This window comes from Corynebacterium striatum ATCC 6940, assembly GCF_000159135.1.
GTDB classification, from domain to species: domain Bacteria; phylum Actinomycetota; class Actinomycetes; order Mycobacteriales; family Mycobacteriaceae; genus Corynebacterium; species Corynebacterium striatum.
Window position 1 is genome coordinate 202,709 of record NZ_GG667523.1, and the last position, 15,744, is coordinate 218,452.

At 60.2% G+C, this 15,744-nt stretch carries 16 protein-coding genes and 3 tRNA genes; 10 read left to right on the forward strand and 9 right to left on the reverse strand.

Annotated elements, in window-relative coordinates; translation table 11 throughout:
* Positions 1–201 precede the first annotated feature (201 nt).
* The 3 genes from HMPREF0308_RS08480 (at position 202) to HMPREF0308_RS08490 (ending at position 4,044) form a co-directional block, all read left to right on the forward strand.
* Positions 202–1,776 carry an ABC transporter transmembrane domain-containing protein gene (locus HMPREF0308_RS08480; protein ID WP_034657284.1) on the forward strand — a complete coding sequence of 525 codons (1,575 nt, stop codon included), beginning with the start codon at positions 202–204 and terminating at the stop codon, positions 1,774–1,776.
* Positions 1,777–1,868: 92 nt separating this feature from the next.
* Positions 1,869–3,554: an ABC transporter ATP-binding protein gene (locus HMPREF0308_RS08485; protein WP_005530657.1), complete on the forward strand. Its 1,686-nt coding sequence runs from the start codon at positions 1,869–1,871 to the stop codon at positions 3,552–3,554.
* Between the two features lie 10 nt (positions 3,555–3,564).
* On the forward strand, positions 3,565–4,044 hold the full coding sequence (locus tag HMPREF0308_RS08490; RefSeq protein WP_034657286.1) for a GNAT family N-acetyltransferase: 480 nt from the start codon (positions 3,565–3,567) through the stop codon (positions 4,042–4,044).
* Between the two features lie 85 nt (positions 4,045–4,129).
* Here the strand turns inward: HMPREF0308_RS08490 and HMPREF0308_RS08495 are convergent.
* Positions 4,130–4,202: transfer RNA gene (locus HMPREF0308_RS08495), tRNA-Ala, on the reverse strand.
* 171 nt (positions 4,203–4,373) lie between these two features.
* Here HMPREF0308_RS08495 and HMPREF0308_RS08500 point away from each other — a divergent pair.
* The 3 genes from HMPREF0308_RS08500 to HMPREF0308_RS08510 all read left to right on the forward strand — a co-directional run bounded on the left by HMPREF0308_RS08500 (position 4,374) and on the right by HMPREF0308_RS08510 (position 6,175).
* Complete coding sequence (locus HMPREF0308_RS08500) at positions 4,374–4,646, forward strand: class III extradiol ring-cleavage dioxygenase family protein (protein ID WP_005530660.1); 273 nt, start codon at positions 4,374–4,376, stop codon at positions 4,644–4,646.
* 132 nt (positions 4,647–4,778) lie between these two features.
* On the forward strand, positions 4,779–5,627 hold the full coding sequence (locus HMPREF0308_RS08505) for a polysaccharide deacetylase family protein (RefSeq protein ID WP_005530662.1): 849 nt from the start codon (positions 4,779–4,781) through the stop codon (positions 5,625–5,627).
* Positions 5,627–6,175, forward strand: a complete 549-nt coding sequence (locus HMPREF0308_RS08510) for a DNA-3-methyladenine glycosylase (RefSeq protein ID WP_005530664.1) — start codon at positions 5,627–5,629, stop codon at positions 6,173–6,175. Before HMPREF0308_RS08505 ends, HMPREF0308_RS08510 begins: the two co-directional genes overlap by 1 nt.
* Positions 6,176–6,181: 6 nt before the next feature.
* On the opposite strand, the gene HMPREF0308_RS08515 is transcribed toward HMPREF0308_RS08510, so the two are convergent.
* The 7 genes from HMPREF0308_RS08515 to gyrA form a co-directional block, all read right to left on the reverse strand.
* Positions 6,182–6,667, reverse strand: coding sequence for a MarR family winged helix-turn-helix transcriptional regulator (locus HMPREF0308_RS08515; RefSeq protein WP_005530667.1), 486 nt, complete (start codon positions 6,665–6,667; stop codon positions 6,182–6,184).
* A gap of 42 nt (positions 6,668–6,709) precedes the next feature.
* On the reverse strand, positions 6,710–7,594 hold the full coding sequence (gene sucD, locus HMPREF0308_RS08520) for a succinate--CoA ligase subunit alpha (protein WP_005530668.1): 885 nt from the start codon (positions 7,592–7,594) through the stop codon (positions 6,710–6,712).
* Between the two features lie 8 nt (positions 7,595–7,602).
* Complete coding sequence (sucC, locus tag HMPREF0308_RS08525; RefSeq protein WP_005530671.1) at positions 7,603–8,775, reverse strand: ADP-forming succinate--CoA ligase subunit beta; 1,173 nt, start codon at positions 8,773–8,775, stop codon at positions 7,603–7,605.
* Positions 8,776–9,076: 301 nt separating this feature from the next.
* Positions 9,077–9,149, reverse strand: a tRNA-Ala gene (locus tag HMPREF0308_RS08530).
* Between the two features lie 9 nt (positions 9,150–9,158).
* Positions 9,159–9,235, reverse strand: a tRNA-Ile gene (locus HMPREF0308_RS08535).
* Positions 9,236–9,358: 123 nt separating this feature from the next.
* Positions 9,359–9,703: a DUF3566 domain-containing protein gene (locus HMPREF0308_RS08540; protein ID WP_034657287.1), complete on the reverse strand. Its 345-nt coding sequence runs from the start codon at positions 9,701–9,703 to the stop codon at positions 9,359–9,361.
* Between the two features lie 3 nt (positions 9,704–9,706).
* The gene (gene gyrA / locus HMPREF0308_RS08545) at positions 9,707–12,277 is read right to left on the reverse strand and encodes a DNA gyrase subunit A (RefSeq protein WP_005530674.1); all 2,571 of its coding nucleotides are present in this window, start codon (positions 12,275–12,277) and stop codon (positions 9,707–9,709) included.
* Between the two features lie 78 nt (positions 12,278–12,355).
* Between gyrA and HMPREF0308_RS08550 the strand changes: the two genes are divergently transcribed.
* The 4 genes from HMPREF0308_RS08550 to HMPREF0308_RS08565 all read left to right on the forward strand — a co-directional run bounded on the left by HMPREF0308_RS08550 (position 12,356) and on the right by HMPREF0308_RS08565 (position 13,571).
* The gene (locus HMPREF0308_RS08550) at positions 12,356–12,568 is read left to right on the forward strand and encodes a hypothetical protein (protein WP_005530675.1); all 213 of its coding nucleotides are present in this window, start codon (positions 12,356–12,358) and stop codon (positions 12,566–12,568) included.
* Complete coding sequence (locus HMPREF0308_RS08555; protein WP_005530678.1) at positions 12,565–12,834, forward strand: hypothetical protein; 270 nt, start codon at positions 12,565–12,567, stop codon at positions 12,832–12,834. Before HMPREF0308_RS08550 ends, HMPREF0308_RS08555 begins: the two co-directional genes overlap by 4 nt.
* A 69-nt stretch (positions 12,835–12,903) precedes the next feature.
* Positions 12,904–13,344 (forward strand): DUF6918 family protein, encoded by a 441-nt coding sequence (locus HMPREF0308_RS08560; protein ID WP_005530680.1) that lies wholly within the window; start codon positions 12,904–12,906, stop codon positions 13,342–13,344.
* A gap of 20 nt (positions 13,345–13,364) precedes the next feature.
* Positions 13,365–13,571, forward strand: a complete 207-nt coding sequence (locus HMPREF0308_RS08565; RefSeq protein WP_005530682.1) for a nitroreductase family protein — start codon at positions 13,365–13,367, stop codon at positions 13,569–13,571.
* Between the two features lie 98 nt (positions 13,572–13,669).
* Here the strand turns inward: HMPREF0308_RS08565 and gyrB are convergent, their stop codons facing one another.
* Positions 13,670–15,724 (reverse strand): DNA topoisomerase (ATP-hydrolyzing) subunit B, encoded by a 2,055-nt coding sequence (gyrB, locus tag HMPREF0308_RS08570; RefSeq protein WP_005530684.1) that lies wholly within the window; start codon positions 15,722–15,724, stop codon positions 13,670–13,672.
* Positions 15,725–15,744 lie beyond the last annotated feature (20 nt).

The following is a 15,744-nucleotide window of genomic DNA, read 5'->3' on the forward strand; positions in this document are numbered from 1 at the left end:
TCAGCGGCGATCCTTCGCATCGAGTAGACAATCTCCGCTTTGCTATCGAGAACGGCACCACGTTCCACTCCGTGGATGACAGTGGCATCGACCGCGAGTTCTCGGGTTACGACGTGTCGAATTATCACCTCGCTTAAGAGCCCTTAAAGGCCGCCTTTCTAGTGAATTAGAAGGCGACCTTTTCTTATAGGATATGCAGCTATGACTGTCTATCCTCGCATGAAAACCTGGTCCTGGTATCTACCAGATCAGCCTCCCACCGGGGAAACTTCTCTCACCGAAACCACCAATTGGGCAAAGCCTGGTGCTGCCACTCGGCGGCTGCTGTTTGCCCAGCCTGTTGGCGTGGTGGGCCTACTCATAGCGGCCGCCATCAACTCACCGTTGGGTGCGCTGGTCTCCGTGGTCATTGGTCAGGCCACGCAGTACGCATTCAGCGATCCTTCCTGGCGAACACTGGGCGTTCCCGTACTGGTCACGGCATTGCTGCTCTACATCATGTACCTAGCGGAGGCCACAGCGGACGCCTTCACGGATCTTAGCCAAGCTCGCACCACGCATACCTTGCGCTTGGGCCTTTTACACAAGCTTCTCGACGCCTCCACCAAAGGACTCAGCCCCGGCCGCCTCCTCAACACGATGGACGAGGACTCGCACTACATCGGCCAACTCAAGCAGGTGCTTAACTTCCCGCTTTTCATGGCGGGATATCTCATCGGTGCCATCTTCAGCCTGGCTCCGATTTCCTGGGTGGTTTCCCTCGGGCTCATCGTGGGCGCGATCCTGACCGCCATTGCTTCGTGGGCCACCGCAAAGCCCCTGACGGGCGTTGCATCTGCCCGGCGCGCCAAGGAAAACACTGCGCTGGCCCTGGCCACTGACTTTGCCCAAGGCTCGCGCGTCATCAAAGGTCTCGGAGCCAACGAGGTGGCCAAAGAACGCTTCACTCTGGCTGCCCACGACGCCCTTATTTCGATGCTCCGCGAACTGCGCCTGAGCGTCCTGTTGTCGTGGCTGCGCCAAATGGTGCCCACCCTTTTTGCCGTCTTCCTTCTCACGTGGACGGCCTGGCAGACCTTCGAAGGAAACATCGAGCCCGGCGGCATGATGTCTATTACGATGCTCGCTCCTCCCGCGCTCACCGCGTTGGGCTTGTCGCTCGGCCATCTCACAGAGAACTGGGCAAAGGGCCAGGCGTCGGTGGAACGCGTGGGTGAGTTGCTGCAGGACCTGGGCAAAGGGGACGTCGCCAAGCAGGGCACCCCGGTAGACCTTGAACCAGGGCTCAACGTGTGGATACCGGAGACGGCTAAGGGCCGCGCGCTTGTCGACGCCTGGACCGCCCACCTTTCCGCCCACGGTGCTCTTTGCCCGCCGCACCGCATTTCAGTTTTGGAGGGCACCCTGGCCGATAACATCGACCCGCTTGGCACCCTCCCTACACAGCAGGTGCACGCTGCGCTGGAGGCTGCCGCCTGCGGCGACATCGTGACGCGCCTGGGCGGCTTTGGGCACGACGGCACTCTGCCTGACTCCCCTATCGGCGAGGCCGGCCTGAACCTTTCCGGTGGCCAGCGACAGCGCGTGGCTCTTGCCCGTGCGCTCGCGCAGGATCCCGAGGTGCTCGTGCTCGATAATCCCACCACGGGTCTCGACTCCCTGACCTTGGCCACCGTGGCCGAGCGCGTGGCTAAGCTGCGCCGCGGACGCGTGACCGTGGTGATAACCGCCGCCCCGACGTGGGCCGCCAACGCGGACAAGGTAGTGGCGCTGTGAGTCAGTCTCGTGCAGATGCACTCGCGCCGGCTTCAGCGCGCGAATCGTGGCGCTTCCTCAAGACTTTGCCCTCGGCGCCAACGCGCCCGAAGATGCTGCTGGTCTTTGCCGTTTTCACCGTCACCATCGTGATGATGAACTTAGGCTCCCAGGTCTTGGGCCGCGTGGTGGACATCATCCAAGGAATGGAGCTGCCTGTCATCGGCTCGGGCCGCCCAGCGATGCTCGCGGCGCTAGGCATCATTACCGCAGCGCTAATCGCGGAGGTTACCGGCCGCGCCATCGGAGGCTACATGATCAATGCCAAGGCGCGGCGCCTAGCCGTGGACCTGCGCACCGCGGCGCTGGATTCGGTGCTGCGTGCGCCGGTTCCCCGCGTGATGGAGCTGGGCACGGGCAACGTGATTACGCGTTTGTCCAAGGACATCGACACCGTGGTCACCTCTATCTCCATGATGGGCGAGCGCCTGGCCGTCACCCTGTTCATCCTGCCACTCACCGCGCTGAGCATGGTGCTCATCCACCCGGCTTACCTGCTGATCTTCGCGTTGGCGGTGCTTATCATGTACCCGTTCATCAAAGGCACCATCCGCGACATCCCGGAGATAGCAAATGAGGTCTCCTCCGTCGAGGCGCGCCGCAACAACGTCTTGCTCGACACCATCCGCGCCTTGGACACCCTGCGCCAATTCAAGCTCGGCGGCTGGGCCGAGCAGCGCATGGAGCGCTACTCCTGGGATACGGTGCAGGCCTGGGGCGATAAGGTCCCGCTCATCAACCGCATCATCGGCCAGGGCTCCATTAGCTTCGCGGTGCTGCTACTCGGAACCTTGTCCATGTCAGTGCCGATGGTGGTCTGGGACTGGGTCACGCAGGGCCAGGCGGCGGCCGCGGTGCTGCTGATCATGCGCCTTGAGGTGCACGTATTCAACATCTTGTTCTTTGCCGGTGAGATCCAGCATGCGGTCACTTCCCTAGGCCGCGCGGTTGCGTTGGCGCTGTTGAGCAGTGATATTCCGGACCAAGAGCAGGACTCGCTTTCGGCTGCGCCAGCGATACGCATCGACGGCGTCACCTACTCCTACCCCGGCGGCGCGGAGGTTCTGTACGGCATAGACCTTACCTTGGAGGCTGGTACCACGACCGCGCTGGTGGGAACCTCGGGTGCGGGCAAGTCCACTCTGGCGGCGCTGGTGGCGGGCCTGCAGTACCCCACGACCGGCACCATTCACCTCGATGCGGTGGACACCGCCACGGTTCCCAACACGTGGGTGACCGAGCACGTCGCGCTCATCACCCAGGAGGTTCACCTGTTTTCCGGCACGCTTCGCGACGACCTCCTCCTCGCCCTCCCCGGCGCCTCCGACGCCCAATTGTGGGCGGCGTTGCACGAAGTCGGCCTGGACGAGTCCTCGCGCTGGCTGCCTGACGGTCTCGATACGTTCATCGGCGCAGGTAACGAGGAAATCGGAGCGGAGGCCTCACAACAAATTTCGCTGGCGCGCATGATTTTGCGTCAGCCGCCGGTGCTCATCATGGATGAGGCGACGTCGGAAGCCGGCTCCGAGCATGCCGCGGTGCTGGAGTCTGCGGCACGTGCTGTAACCCGCGGGCGCACTGCGTTGGTGGTGGCTCACCGCTTAGACCAGGCCCGCGAGGCGGATCGCATCATCGTGATGGAGCAGGGCGAAATCGTCGAGGACGGCACGCACGCCTCCCTCATGGCGCTCGGCGGCCGCTATGCCAAGGCTTATGCGCAGTGGGAGCACGGCCACTAGGCTGGCCACCATGTCTGATTTCAAACTGCGCCCCTTAAGCGAGGCGGACCGCACCTACTTGGCCCGCCTCAACTTCCTCACGGACACTTTCGGTGAGGAGCACAAGGAGCTCACGCCGCAATTCGACGCCGACTTCGACTACTACCTCGCCGGATGGGAGCCCTCCCGCGGCGGCTTCATCGCGTGGGAGGGCAACGTTCCCGCTGGTGGCGTGTGGCTGAACTGGGGAACTGAGCAGCGCCACGGCTACGGGCACGTGGAAGAGGGAATTCCGGAGCTCGCCCTTGCTGTGGAGCCGCGCTACCGCTCGCAGGGCATGGGCACTTTACTTATTCGCGCCGCCACGGACCTCGCCCGCGACTTAGGCGCTCCCGGCGCCTCGCTCTCGGTGGCCCTGGCCAATGAGCGTGCGCACCGGCTCTACCTATTTATGGGGTTCGAGCCGGTCGGTGAGTCGGAGGGCCATGTGGTGCTGGTGAAGCGCTTCTAGGTCTAAGTAGCAAACGTGTCAGGAACGGTGCATGCACCAAACAACAAAGAAACCCGACACCATCACGGTGCCGGGTTCCGGGCTGTGGAGCATAGGAGAATCGAACTCCTGACCTTCTGCTTGCAAAGCAGATGCTCTACCAATTGAGCTAATGCCCCAGTGCGGTTAATACTACTCCACCGAGCCCGCGCGAAAAAATCCCCACCACAACACACCTAATTTACTTTACTTTTAAAGTAACCCGCCCAGCAGGCGCAATCTTCGATCTCCGTGAACGGGCAATTCCCCTAGCTGACCAGCACCGCCGTTGGCAGCCCAGCGACGGACCCATGCCCGCCCTCTTCGTCAGCCACAGTGCCTACGCCGGACACCACCTCGATGCCTTCGATGAGTGGGCGGCGCATGCCATTCACGCGGGCGACGTCGACAAGCTCATGGCCTACATGGACAAAGCACCGGGCGCGCGCATTGCCCACTCCACCGCCGATCATTACGTGCCGTTGCTGCTGACCATGGGCGCGGCCGACGACCCTCGCACCGCCAAGACCGTGTTTACTCGGCGCGGACTGGGCAACCACATCCGTTCGATCCAGGTGGCATAGGCTTTTACGCGAGTCACATTAGCCACAAAAGATAACAATTTTCACTTCCGTTGCGTGTCACTAGGGTTTTTATAGGAAGTAGCCACCATAATCAAGGATCTGTCCACTCCTCGCTTAGAAAGGTCCTTCACCATGCGCCGCCTCGCTGTTGCCACCGTTGCCTTCCTCACCGCCGCGGCCCTACCCGCGACGGCACAGGCCGCTCTTCCCCCGCTGCCCACGGTTGAACTACCGGCAGTTCAGCTGCCTAACCTCCAGCAAGAAGCCGACCGCTTCCTCAACACCCTTCCGCCGGAGTGGGGTTCCTCGCGGCCAGCACCGGCAGCGCAGCCCGCTCAGTACCCCGCACAACCAGCACAGTCCGCAGCGAAAACCGCCCCCAACTGCGCCAACTGCGTGGCCATCACCTATGACGATGGCCCCAGCCCCCTCACCAACCAGCTCCTCGACACCCTGAAGTCCAAGAATGCCCACGCCAGCTTCATGGTCCTAGCGCCCAACGCCACCGCGCACCCAGAGCTATTGCGTCGCATGCAGGCGGAGGGCCATACCATCGGCAACCACACCAACACGCACCGCGAGCTGAACAAGCTCGCCGCCGGCGACGTCGACGGGGAAATCAAGGCAGGTGCCAGCGCCATCAAGGCGGCAACCGGCCAGAGCCCTCGTTGGCTGCGCCCACCGTACGGCGCCACCAACGGCACTGTTGACGCCGCGGCCAAAGCCAACGGCCAAGCCGAGGCCATGTGGTCCGTGGACACGCTGGACTGGAAGGACCGCAACTCCGAGCACGTATGCAGCGCTGCAGTCAGCGGCGCGCAGCCGGGCGGCATCATCCTCATGCATGACATCCACGCCACCACGGTTAATGCTGCCAGCTGCGTCATCGACGGCCTGCGCGCCAAGGGCCTCGAGCCGGTCAGCCTCGATACTCTTATCCCCAACCCACAACCGGGCAAGCAGTACTACTCTCGGAGCTGATGATTGATTTCTCGGCCCCCGCAGATGTCGTTGCACCCCAACTCTTGGGGGCAACTCTCACCTTCAACGGCGTCAGCATCCGCCTCACCGAGGTTGAGGCCTACCTCGGCGAGGATGACGAGGCAGCGCACACCTACAACGGCCAGACCCCGCGCAACGCTACGATGTTCGGCCCACCCGGGCGCCTTTACGTCTACGCCTCCTACGGCATCCACCGCAACGGCAACATCGTGTGCGCCCCGGAGGGCACGGGCCAAGGATGTCTACTACGCGGCGGCGAGGTCATCGAAGGTACCGAGCTCGCTTTCCGACGCCGCGGCACCACCGACTTCCATAACCTCGCCCGTGGGCCGGGGAACCTCGGAAAAGCACTGGGATTCACGCTGGAAGATAACGGCACACCAATTCAACTCACCGAGCGTGAGCAAGAGCCGGAGTGGGTCTGCGGGCCGCGAATTGGCATCAGTAAGAATAAACAAGCACCTTTGCGCTTTTGGATTCCTTTCGACAAGACCGTCTCGGCGCGCAGAGGCCTGCCGCCGAGCTAATGAGGCCTAGTAACGCCCGCCGTAGCGTTCATCGCTCTCGATGGCCGCGAGGATGCGATCGTTGATCTGGTTGAGCTGGCGCACCTGCGTGCGAGTGAGGTTGTCCATCACGGAACGACGCGCCTGGGCGGCGTGCCCAGGCGCGGTGGCGACAACCTTATCCCAGCCGGCGTCGGTAAGCTGCGCCAGCGTGGTGCGGCCATCATTCGGATCTGGACGGCGCGTAACCCAACCTTGCTTCTCCAAACGCGTGACCACCTGGCTAAGCCGAGAGAGCGAGCCGTTCGCCGTGTACGCAAGGTCGCGCATGCGCATCTCACGATTCTCCGACTCGGAAAGACGAGACAGAACGGTGTACTCGAAGAAGCTCAAGCCGGCGTCGTCACGCAGCTGGGCATCCAGAATGCTGGTTAAGCGGATGGTGACTCCCATGAGGGATACAAAGGAAGAGAGTTCCTCCTCATCGAGCCACTTCTTGTCCTTCTCGGTCATGAAATTTATTCTAGCAACGAAGGTTTAGAGGTTAAGCATCTGCTAGGCAGATTTCAGCGCTTCCCGGAGAAGCTGCGCCGCCTGACTCGGAGTCTTGCCGACCTTCACGCCGGCCTCCTCAAGCGCAGCCTTCTTGCCCTCTGCGGTTCCGGATCCTCCAGAGACAATCGCTCCTGCGTGCCCCATGGTTTTGCCCTCCGGCGCGGTAAAACCAGCAATGTAGGCCACCACCGGCTTGGTCACGTGCTCCTTGATATAGCGTGCGGCATATTCTTCGGCGTCGCCGCCGATCTCGCCGATCATGATGATGGCCTCGGTCTCGGGGTCCTTCTCAAAGGCCTCGATAGCCGTGATGTGGGTAGTTCCGATGATCGGGTCACCGCCAATGCCCACGCAGGTGCTAAATCCAATGTCGGAGAGCTCATACATCATCTGATAGGTCAGCGTGCCAGACTTAGACACTAAACCAATCTTGCCCGGGTTCGGAGCAGTCTCCGCTGGGATGATGCCTGCGTTGGACTGGCCAGGGCTATAAAGACCTGGACAGTTGGGGCCAATGATGCGGGTCTTCGACTCGCGCGCAAGCGCGAAGAGCTCCGCGGTGTCCTTGACTGGAACTCCCTCGGTGATGATGACGACCAGCTCGATGCCCGCGCGGATGGCTTCCTCAGCCGCGTCCTTGGTGAACTTGGCGGGGACGAAGATGACGGTGACGTTGGCGTCGGTTGCCTGCATCGCCTCGCGCACGGAGCCGAAGACTGGAATCTGCTGGCCCTCGATGTCGACGCGCTCACCGGCCTTCTTGGGGTTGACGCCGCCCACGATATTCGATCCGGAGGCGAGCATGCGGCGTGTGTGCTTCATGCCTTCGGCGCCGGTCATACCTTGGACGATGATGCGGGAATCCTTGTTGAGAAAAATAGACATTGTTACTCCTATTCAGCCAGCTCCGCGGCCTTGCGAGCCGCTGCGTCCATGGTGGAAACCTGCTCCAGCTTGGGCAGGTGCGCGTCGTCGAGAATGCTGCGTCCAAGCTCTGCGTTGTTGCCGTCGAGACGTACGACGAGCGGTTTCGGCTCGATTCCATCGGAGGCCAGAATCTTGTAGGCCTGCACGATGCCCTTGGCTACCTCGTCGCAGGCGGTGATTCCGCCGAAGACGTTGACAAATACGGACTTGACCTGGGGATCCCCGAGGATCACTTCGAGGCCGTTAGTCATGACTTCTGCGTTGGCACCACCCCCGATGTCAAGGAAGTTCGCGGGCTTGGGTTGGTTAGGCAGATCCTCGCCCGCATATGCCACGACGTCGAGCGTGGACATCACCAGGCCCGCGCCGTTGCCGATGATGCCCACCGAGCCATCCAGCTTTACGTAATTCAGGCCCATCTGCTGCGCCTTGAGCTCCAGCGGATCCGTGGCACCGTGATCGTGCAGGGCAGCATGCTCGCTGTGGCGGAACTCCGCGTTGCCATCGAGCGTCACCTTGCCATCGAGGGCGATGATGTCACCCTGTGCGGTCTTCACCAGCGGGTTAACCTCCACCAGGGTGGCGTCTTCCGCAGTGTAGACCTTGTAGAGCTGCTTAAAGACGGGCACAAGCTTGGCGACGTCCTCCTCCACAAAGCCTGCTTCATAGGCCATGTCGCGGGCGAGAGTGTCTGTCATACCATCGAGGGGAGAGAAGCTGCGGCGAATGAGCGCTTCAGGACGCTCCGCGGCGAGCTTTTCGATCTCCACGCCACCTTCCTTGGAGAGCATCGCTAGGTAGCGGCGCTTGGTACGGTCCAAGAGGATCGAGAAGTAGTATTCCTCGGCGATGTCGGCGCCCTCGGCCACCATGACCTTGCGCACGGTGTGGTCTTTGATCTTGAGGCCGAGGATTTCCTCGGCCTTTTCTGCCGCCTCAGCTGGGCTCTTAGCCAGCTTCACACCGCCAGCCTTGCCGCGGCCGCCAGTCTTGACTTGGGCTTTGACCACAACAATGGGCGTGCCGAGCTTGGCGGCTGCTTCTTCGGCCTGGACGGCCGAGGTAGCGACGATACCTCGCAGGGTGGGTACGCCATGCTTTTCGAAAAGGTCCCTGGCCTGGTACTCGTAGAGGTCCACTGGATCTCCGTTTCTCGCAATTTCTGGATGGACAACTCTTCACAGAATCGCGGAAATCTGGCACCGAATCAACAGGTTAGGAGACATTCGTAAATGGCAACTTAACAAGCTTTACGGTTCGCTGAAATTTGGCCCTAAACTGCTCAATTATTCGATTTTCTAGACGAATAGCAATTAGCTAAGTTCGCCATTGGGGGCACCCGTCCCCCTGCTCTTCATCCTGTCGATGAGTGCCGGGAACGGTGCACGCCCCCAAACAACAAAGAAACCCGACACCATTACGGTGTCGGGTTCCGGGCTGTGGAGCATAGGAGAATCGAACTCCTGACCTTCTGCTTGCAAAGCAGATGCTCTACCAATTGAGCTAATGCCCCATTGTTCCGTGGTGGGCCTAGCAAGAATCGAACTTGCGACCTCATCGTTATCAGCGATGCGCTCTAACCGACTGAGCTATAGGCCCTTGTGCGGAACGAGTTGTAACTTTACATACTCTTTGCGAGATAACACAAATCGTATGGTCAGAGGGCTAATAAAAGCAGAAAACCGACACTTAAAATCAGGTGCCGGTTAAATGCTTTTCGTCTTAGTCGACGCTCTCTTGGATACCCAGTTTGAAACCACCGAAGACGTCCACGATGGAGTTGTAGATGAACGCCAGTAGCGGAGCCATCAACGTGCCGAACACGGCCACGATGGCACCGATCAACGCCGAGATGGACAAGACCACACCAAAAGTGACCTCGAAAGCGCCACCCACGCCGCCAACCAGGCTATTGAGGGAATCCCAGATTCCCGCCTGGTCCAAGGCGAAGTACAAGATGCATACCGCGAGGATCCATGCGACGAGGCCGACGAGGGACATCGCCAAGCCCACGCGAAACGCCGACATTGGGGAGATTCGCGTAAGGGTTACGTCTCGTCTTGCCATGGATTACTCCTCGTTGCCCTCATCATTAGTGTTCTTCGAATCCGCAATCTTCAGGTGCTCCTGCTGAACATCCTCCACGGACTTCTCGCCCTTGGCCACAGCCTGAGCGTCTTCCTCACCATGGTCCTCAACGTTGCGGTCGATTGCAAGCAATTCGACGTCGTTGGAAAGGTTGACCAGCCGAACGCCCATGGTCGCACGGGAAGAAGGACGGATCTGGTTAACCTCAGTACGGATAACACCGCCAGCAGAGGTGATTGCGAAGATCTCGTCTTCCTCGTCCACTGCAATCGCACCGATGAGCTTGCCGCGCTTCGGGGTGTACTTGAAGGTCATCACGCCCAGGCCGCCACGGCCCTGCGGGGTGTATTCCTCAATCGCCGTACGCTTGCCATAGCCGCCGGAGGTGGCCACGAGCAGGTACCCGCCGTCGTGGACCACGGACATCGACAGCAGCTGGTCATCGCCGCGGAAGCGCATACCCTTCACACCGGCTGTTGCACGGCCCATCGGGCGCAGCTGGTCGTCGTCAGCCGTGAAGCGGATGGCCTGGCCCTGCTCAGAGGTCAGCAGGATGTCATCGCCTTCGTCGACGAGGGAAGCACCGATGAGCGCATCGCCCTCGTTGAGGTTGATAGCGATGAGGCCAGCAGAACGAGCGGACTCATAGTCGGTGAGGCGGGACTTCTTGACGCGGCCCTGCTTGGTGGCCAGGACGAGGTAAGGAGCGTCCTCGTAGGACTGAATCTGAATGACCTGTGCGATCTTCTCCTCCGGCTGGAACTCCAGCAGGTTAGCCACGTGCTGGCCACGTGCGGTGCGGCCTGCCTCCGGCAGCTCATAAGCCTTGAGGCGGTAAACACGGCCGAAGTTGGTAAAGAAGAGGATCCAGTCGTGCGTGGAGCAGACGAAGAAGTTCTTGACGATGTCGTCCTGCTTGAGCTCCGCACCGCGCACGCCCTTCCCGCCGCGCTTCTGCGCCTTGTAGGCATCAACCTTGGTGCGCTTTGCGTAGCCAGTGGAGGTGATCGTGACGACCACGTTCTCGCGGGCGATAAGATCCTCGTCGGTGACGTCGCCAGAAGCGGCCACGATCTGGGTACGGCGCTCATCGCCGTACTTTTCGACGATCTCAGCGAGCTCGTCGTGGACGATCTGACGCTGGCGCTCCTCGCGGGCGAGGATATCCTTGAGGTCAGCAATGATCTCTTCGATCTCAGCCAACTCGTCAATGATCTTCTGACGCTCCAGGGCTGCCAGACGGCGCAGCTGCATCGCCAGGATGGCGTCTGCCTGTACATCATCTACCGCGAGAAGGGTTTTTAACCCTTCTCGCGCTTCGTCCACCGTTGGGGAACGGCGGATAAGCGCGATGACCTCGTCGAGCATATCGAGGGCCTTGACCAAACCACGCAGGATGTGGGCGCGCTTTTCGGCCTCATCCAGGCGGTACTGGGTACGGCGAACGATGACCTCGATCTGGTGCGCAACGTAGTAGCGCAGCATCTGATCCAGACGCAGGGTGCGCGGCACGCCATCGACGATGGAGAGCATGTTGGCGCCGAAGGAGGTCTGCAGCTGGGAGTGCTTGTAGAGGTTGTTGAGCACGACGCGAGCGACGGCATCGCGCTTCAGGGTGACCACGATGCGCATGCCGACGCGGTCGGAAGACTCGTCCTCGATCTTGGCGATGCCGGCGATCTTGCCGTTAGCCACGGACTCTGCGATGTTGGAGATCATGTTGTCCGGGTTGACCTGGTACGGCAGCTCGGTGATGACGATGGTCTGGCGGTTGCCGGACTCCTCGATGGAGGTCACGCCGCGCATACGGATGGAACCGCGGCCAGTGGTGTAGGCATCCTTGATGCCCTGATCGCCGACGATGAGACCTGCGGTTGGGAAGTCTGGGCCCTTCACGCGCTCCATGCAGGCTGCAAGTGCTTCCTCATCGGAGGCTTCTGGGTTATCCAGCAGCCAATAGATAGCCTCAGCCAGCTCGTTCAGGTTGTGCGGCGGGATGTTAGTGGCCATACCAACGGCGATGCCGCCGGAGCCGTTCATCAGCAGGTTCGGAACGCGGGAAGGCAGGATGTCAGGTTCCTGGGTTTTGCCGTCGTAGTTCGGGGAGAAGTCGACGGTGTTTTCGCGAATGTCACGGACCATTTCCATGGCCAGCGGGGTCATGCGGCACTCGGTGTAACGCATTGCCGCTGGGCCGTCGTTGCCGCGGGAACCGAAGTTACCCTGGCCGTCAACCAGCGGGTAGCGCATGTTCCAGGACTGCGCCAGACGCACCAACGTGTCATAAATTGCGGAGTCACCGTGCGGGTGGAACTGACCCATGGTGTCAGAAACCGGGCGGGCGGACTTTACGTAGCCGCGCTCTGGGCGGTAACCCGAGTCAAACATCGCATAAAGGATGCGGCGGTGCACGGGCTTGAGGCCATCGCGAACCTCCGGAAGCGCACGGCCGACGATGACGGACATGGCGTAGTCGATATAGCTCGACTCCATCTCCTCGTTGATATCAATCGGTTGAATACGATCAAAAAGATCGCCATTTTGGTCACTCATAACCGCAAATTCTACCCTCTGAGACCTTCCAGCGCCTCTTACGCCGCTCTGGTGATACCACAGTGATACCGTTTAGGCATGGCCATGACCCTTCGTTTAACACCCGAACAAGACCACGCGCTCACGCTCCTCGCCTCCGCCCAAGGCACCTCCAAGCACGAGGCGGTGGTGCGCGCGGTAGTTGCGGCTGCAGCACGCACGCTTTCCGACGCCGCCGTGCAAGACACCGCACGCCACCTCCTCCCCGGCCGTGCCGAGTTGGAAGCCGAAATCCGAAGGGCCCGCCCATGACGCCTGAGCAGCTCCTTCTCGTCGCCCGCGAGTTCTGCGCCCAGCACAAGGTGACGGTGACGAACTTTGGGGCATTGGTGGCCGCGGCGTCGTTAAGCACGGCGAAAATGGAGGGAATCGCAATCCACGGAAACAGGGTCCAGGCCGCCCGGGCCATGCGCGACCTGCTCGTGGCCTACCCCGCTTTAAACGCGCACAACGACGCCTTTGCCACTGTCTGCGCGCGCGTCTACATGGAAATAGAAGACAGGCTTTCTTTACGCTGACTTATTACTGCCCAGCTTCTCTCAAACGCGCCACCTCCGAAACCTTGCAGCTTCAGTAGGATTAGGCGCATGTCTAGTCTTTCCCAGCTCCTGGAAACCCCCATCCGCACTGCTGTGGTGGCAGAACTCGTCTCTTTGGTGGACAAGGTCGTCGCTGAGCAGTCCGGTATCACCGGCATGGCCATCAAGGGCGCGGTTTCCGCGGCAAAGAAGGTCGACTCCGACATCGTTTCCAAGGGCATCAACCGCATGCTCCCAGATCTGCTCGGTGAGCTGGAGTCTTACTGGCAGGAATTCCAGTCTTCCGCACAGGATGATTTTGGCTCCTACCTCGGCGGCAATGACAAGCGGGTCACGGATTCCTTGATGAACGTGGCAGACCGCAACGCCGATCAGATCAACAACGCGGCCCTGGCTAAGGCCTACAACTCTCTGCGCAACAAGGTCTCCAAGATCGTTGAGCCTCACGTCCCTGAGTTCGGCCGCATCCTACAAAAGCACATGCATTAAAGGGGTGTAGTCTGGCCCGCATGACTTCAAGCAATAACTATTCTGAATTCATCCGCAGCCGCCACTCTGCCCGTGCCTACCTGCCGGAATCCATCCCGGCAGAGGTAATTGAGCAGGTGCTTATCGACGCCCAATCGGCACCGTCTAGCTCCATCTTCAACGTTGAGCCGGGCCATGCTGACCTTTCCGAGAGCGTCACGCTTCCCGGAATCGACGTGGAACTGTAAGACGTATTAACCGCTAAAACAAGCTAAAGGCCTTGTAGATCATGTTTCTACAAGGCCTTTAGCTTTATCGGTCTGCGTGCAGGTCCGAACACCTAAAATTAAACGTCCAAGAAGCGAACGTCCTTCGCGCGGCGAGTAATGAAGGAACGGCGAGCCGAGACATCGTCACCCATGAGGATGGAGAAGAGCTCGTCAGCACGCTGCGCGTCTTCAAGGTCGACACGGCGCAGGATACGGGTGGACGGGTCGAGCGTGGTCTCCCACAGCTCGGACGCATTCATCTCGCCCAGACCCTTGTAACGCTGGATGCCGTCATCCTTGTTGATCTTGCGGTTGTTCTCCAGGCCCTCGGCGAGCAGCTTGTCGCGCTCGTCGTCAGAGAAGGCGTAGCCAGGTTCACCCTTGCCCCACTTGAGCTTGTACAGCGGCGGATTAGCCAAGTAGACGTGGCCATCCTCAACCAGCTGCGGCATGAAGCGGAAGAGCAGTGTCAGCAGCAGGGTTGCGATGTGCTGGCCGTCAACGTCGGCATCGGCCATCAGCACGATCTTGTTGTAGCGCAGCTTCTCAATGTCGAACTCTTCGTGGATACCGGTACCCAGAGCAGTAATGATTGCCTGGACCTCGGCGTTCTTCAGAACCTTGTCCATGCGGGCCTTCTCCACGTTCAGGATCTTGCCGCGCAGCGGCAAAATTGCCTGGAACATCGAATCACGGCCTGCCTTTGCGGAACCACCTGCGGAGTCACCCTCCACGATGTAAAGCTCCGAAATCTTCGGGTCCTTGGAACGGCAGTCAGCGAGCTTACCGGGCAGACCACCCAGGTCCGTTGCAGACTTGCGACGCACCATCTCACGGGCCTTACGCGCTGCAACACGTGCGTGCGCGGAGGAAACAGCCTTGTTGATGATGGCCTTTGCCTCAGCCGGGTTAGCATCGAACCAATCGTTGACGTGCTCGTTTACGGCACGCTGGACAAAGCCCTTGATCTCAGAGTTACCAAGCTTGGTCTTAGTCTGGCCCTCGAACTGTGGGTCACCGACCTTGACCGAGATGACTGCGGAGAGACCCTCACGGCAGTCCTCACCAGAAAGGTTGCCATCCTTTTCCTTGATGAGCTTGTGTTCCTTGGCGTAACGGTTCATCAAGGAGGTCAACGCAGCGCGGAAGCCCTCTTCGTGAGTACCGCCCTCATGGGTATTAATGGTGTTCGCAAAGGTATGAACAGACTCTTTGTAGCCCTGGTTCCACTGTAACGCCACCTCAACCTCGTGATCCTCTCCCTTGACATCGAAAGCCACGATGGTCGGGTGAATGGAGGTCTTGGTCTTGTTGAGGTGCTTTACGTAGTCAATCAGGCCGTCTGGGTAGTGGTAGACAACCTTCTTCTGCAGCTTCTTTGCCGGCTTTTCCTCGCTCGGACCATCAGCTTCAGCGTCAACGTCAATGTCATCGAAGGACTCAGCTTCGAGAGCGGTCTCACCAGACTCAGCATCGGCGATTGCCTCGAGCTCGAGCTGCTCCTTGGTCACGCGCTCGTCGATGAGCTCGATGGTCAGACCCTTGTTCAGGAAGGCCATCTCCTGGAGACGGCGAGCAATGGTCTGGTAATCATACTCGGTGGTCTCGAAGATCTCTGGGTCAGCCCAGAAACGGATGGTGGTACCCGTTCCGCGTGCATTTCCGCCTTCGACCAGTTCATCAGGAATAGCGTTAGAGAAGTTCTGGTACCAGTGCTTTCCATCGCGCTTGATCTCTGCTTCGACGCGGGTCGACAGTGCGTTCACGACGGAGATACCGACACCGTGCAGACCACCGGAAACGGCATAGGAATCAGAGTCGAACTTACCGCCGGCATGCAGCTGGGTCATAACAACCTGGACGGTTGGAGCACCGGTAGCGTGCATCTCAACAGGAATGCCACGGCCATCATCGATGACCTCGACGCCACCGTCAGCGAGCAGCTTGACGACGACCTTGGTGGCATAGCCAGCCATTGCCTCGTCCACCGAGTTATCTACAACCTCCCAAATGAGGTGGTGTAGACCGCGCACACCGGTAGAACCGATGTACATACCCGGGCGCTTGCGGACGGCCTCGAGGCCTTCCAGGATGGTAATTGAACCGGCATCATATGCGTGTTCTTCAGCCACGGAAACGTGTACTCCTTTTG

Bases quoted from the DNA above. Each gene is read 5' to 3' on its own strand.
- HMPREF0308_RS08490 (WP_034657286.1), top strand. From the start codon at position 3,565: ATGTCTGATTTCAAACTGCGCCCCTTAAGCGAGGCGGACCGCACCTAC.
- sucD (WP_005530668.1), bottom strand. From the start codon at position 7,594: ATGTCTATTTTTCTCAACAAGGATTCCCGCATCATCGTCCAAGGTATG.
- HMPREF0308_RS08485 (WP_005530657.1), top strand. From the start codon at position 1,869: ATGCTGCTGGTCTTTGCCGTTTTCACCGTCACCATCGTGATGATGAAC.
- HMPREF0308_RS08500 (WP_005530660.1), top strand. From the start codon at position 4,374: ATGCCCGCCCTCTTCGTCAGCCACAGTGCCTACGCCGGACACCACCTC.
- gyrA (WP_005530674.1), bottom strand. From the start codon at position 12,277: ATGAGTGACCAAAATGGCGATCTTTTTGATCGTATTCAACCGATTGAT.
- HMPREF0308_RS08480 (WP_034657284.1), top strand. From the start codon at position 202: ATGACTGTCTATCCTCGCATGAAAACCTGGTCCTGGTATCTACCAGAT.
- HMPREF0308_RS08515 (WP_005530667.1), bottom strand. From the start codon at position 6,667: ATGACCGAGAAGGACAAGAAGTGGCTCGATGAGGAGGAACTCTCTTCC.
- HMPREF0308_RS08565 (WP_005530682.1), top strand. From the start codon at position 13,365: ATGACTTCAAGCAATAACTATTCTGAATTCATCCGCAGCCGCCACTCT.
- HMPREF0308_RS08550 (WP_005530675.1), top strand. From the start codon at position 12,356: ATGGCCATGACCCTTCGTTTAACACCCGAACAAGACCACGCGCTCACG.
- HMPREF0308_RS08505 (WP_005530662.1), top strand. From the start codon at position 4,779: ATGCGCCGCCTCGCTGTTGCCACCGTTGCCTTCCTCACCGCCGCGGCC.
- HMPREF0308_RS08510 (WP_005530664.1), top strand. From the start codon at position 5,627: ATGATTGATTTCTCGGCCCCCGCAGATGTCGTTGCACCCCAACTCTTG.
- HMPREF0308_RS08560 (WP_005530680.1), top strand. From the start codon at position 12,904: ATGTCTAGTCTTTCCCAGCTCCTGGAAACCCCCATCCGCACTGCTGTG.
- HMPREF0308_RS08540 (WP_034657287.1), bottom strand. From the start codon at position 9,703: ATGGCAAGACGAGACGTAACCCTTACGCGAATCTCCCCAATGTCGGCG.
- HMPREF0308_RS08555 (WP_005530678.1), top strand. From the start codon at position 12,565: ATGACGCCTGAGCAGCTCCTTCTCGTCGCCCGCGAGTTCTGCGCCCAG.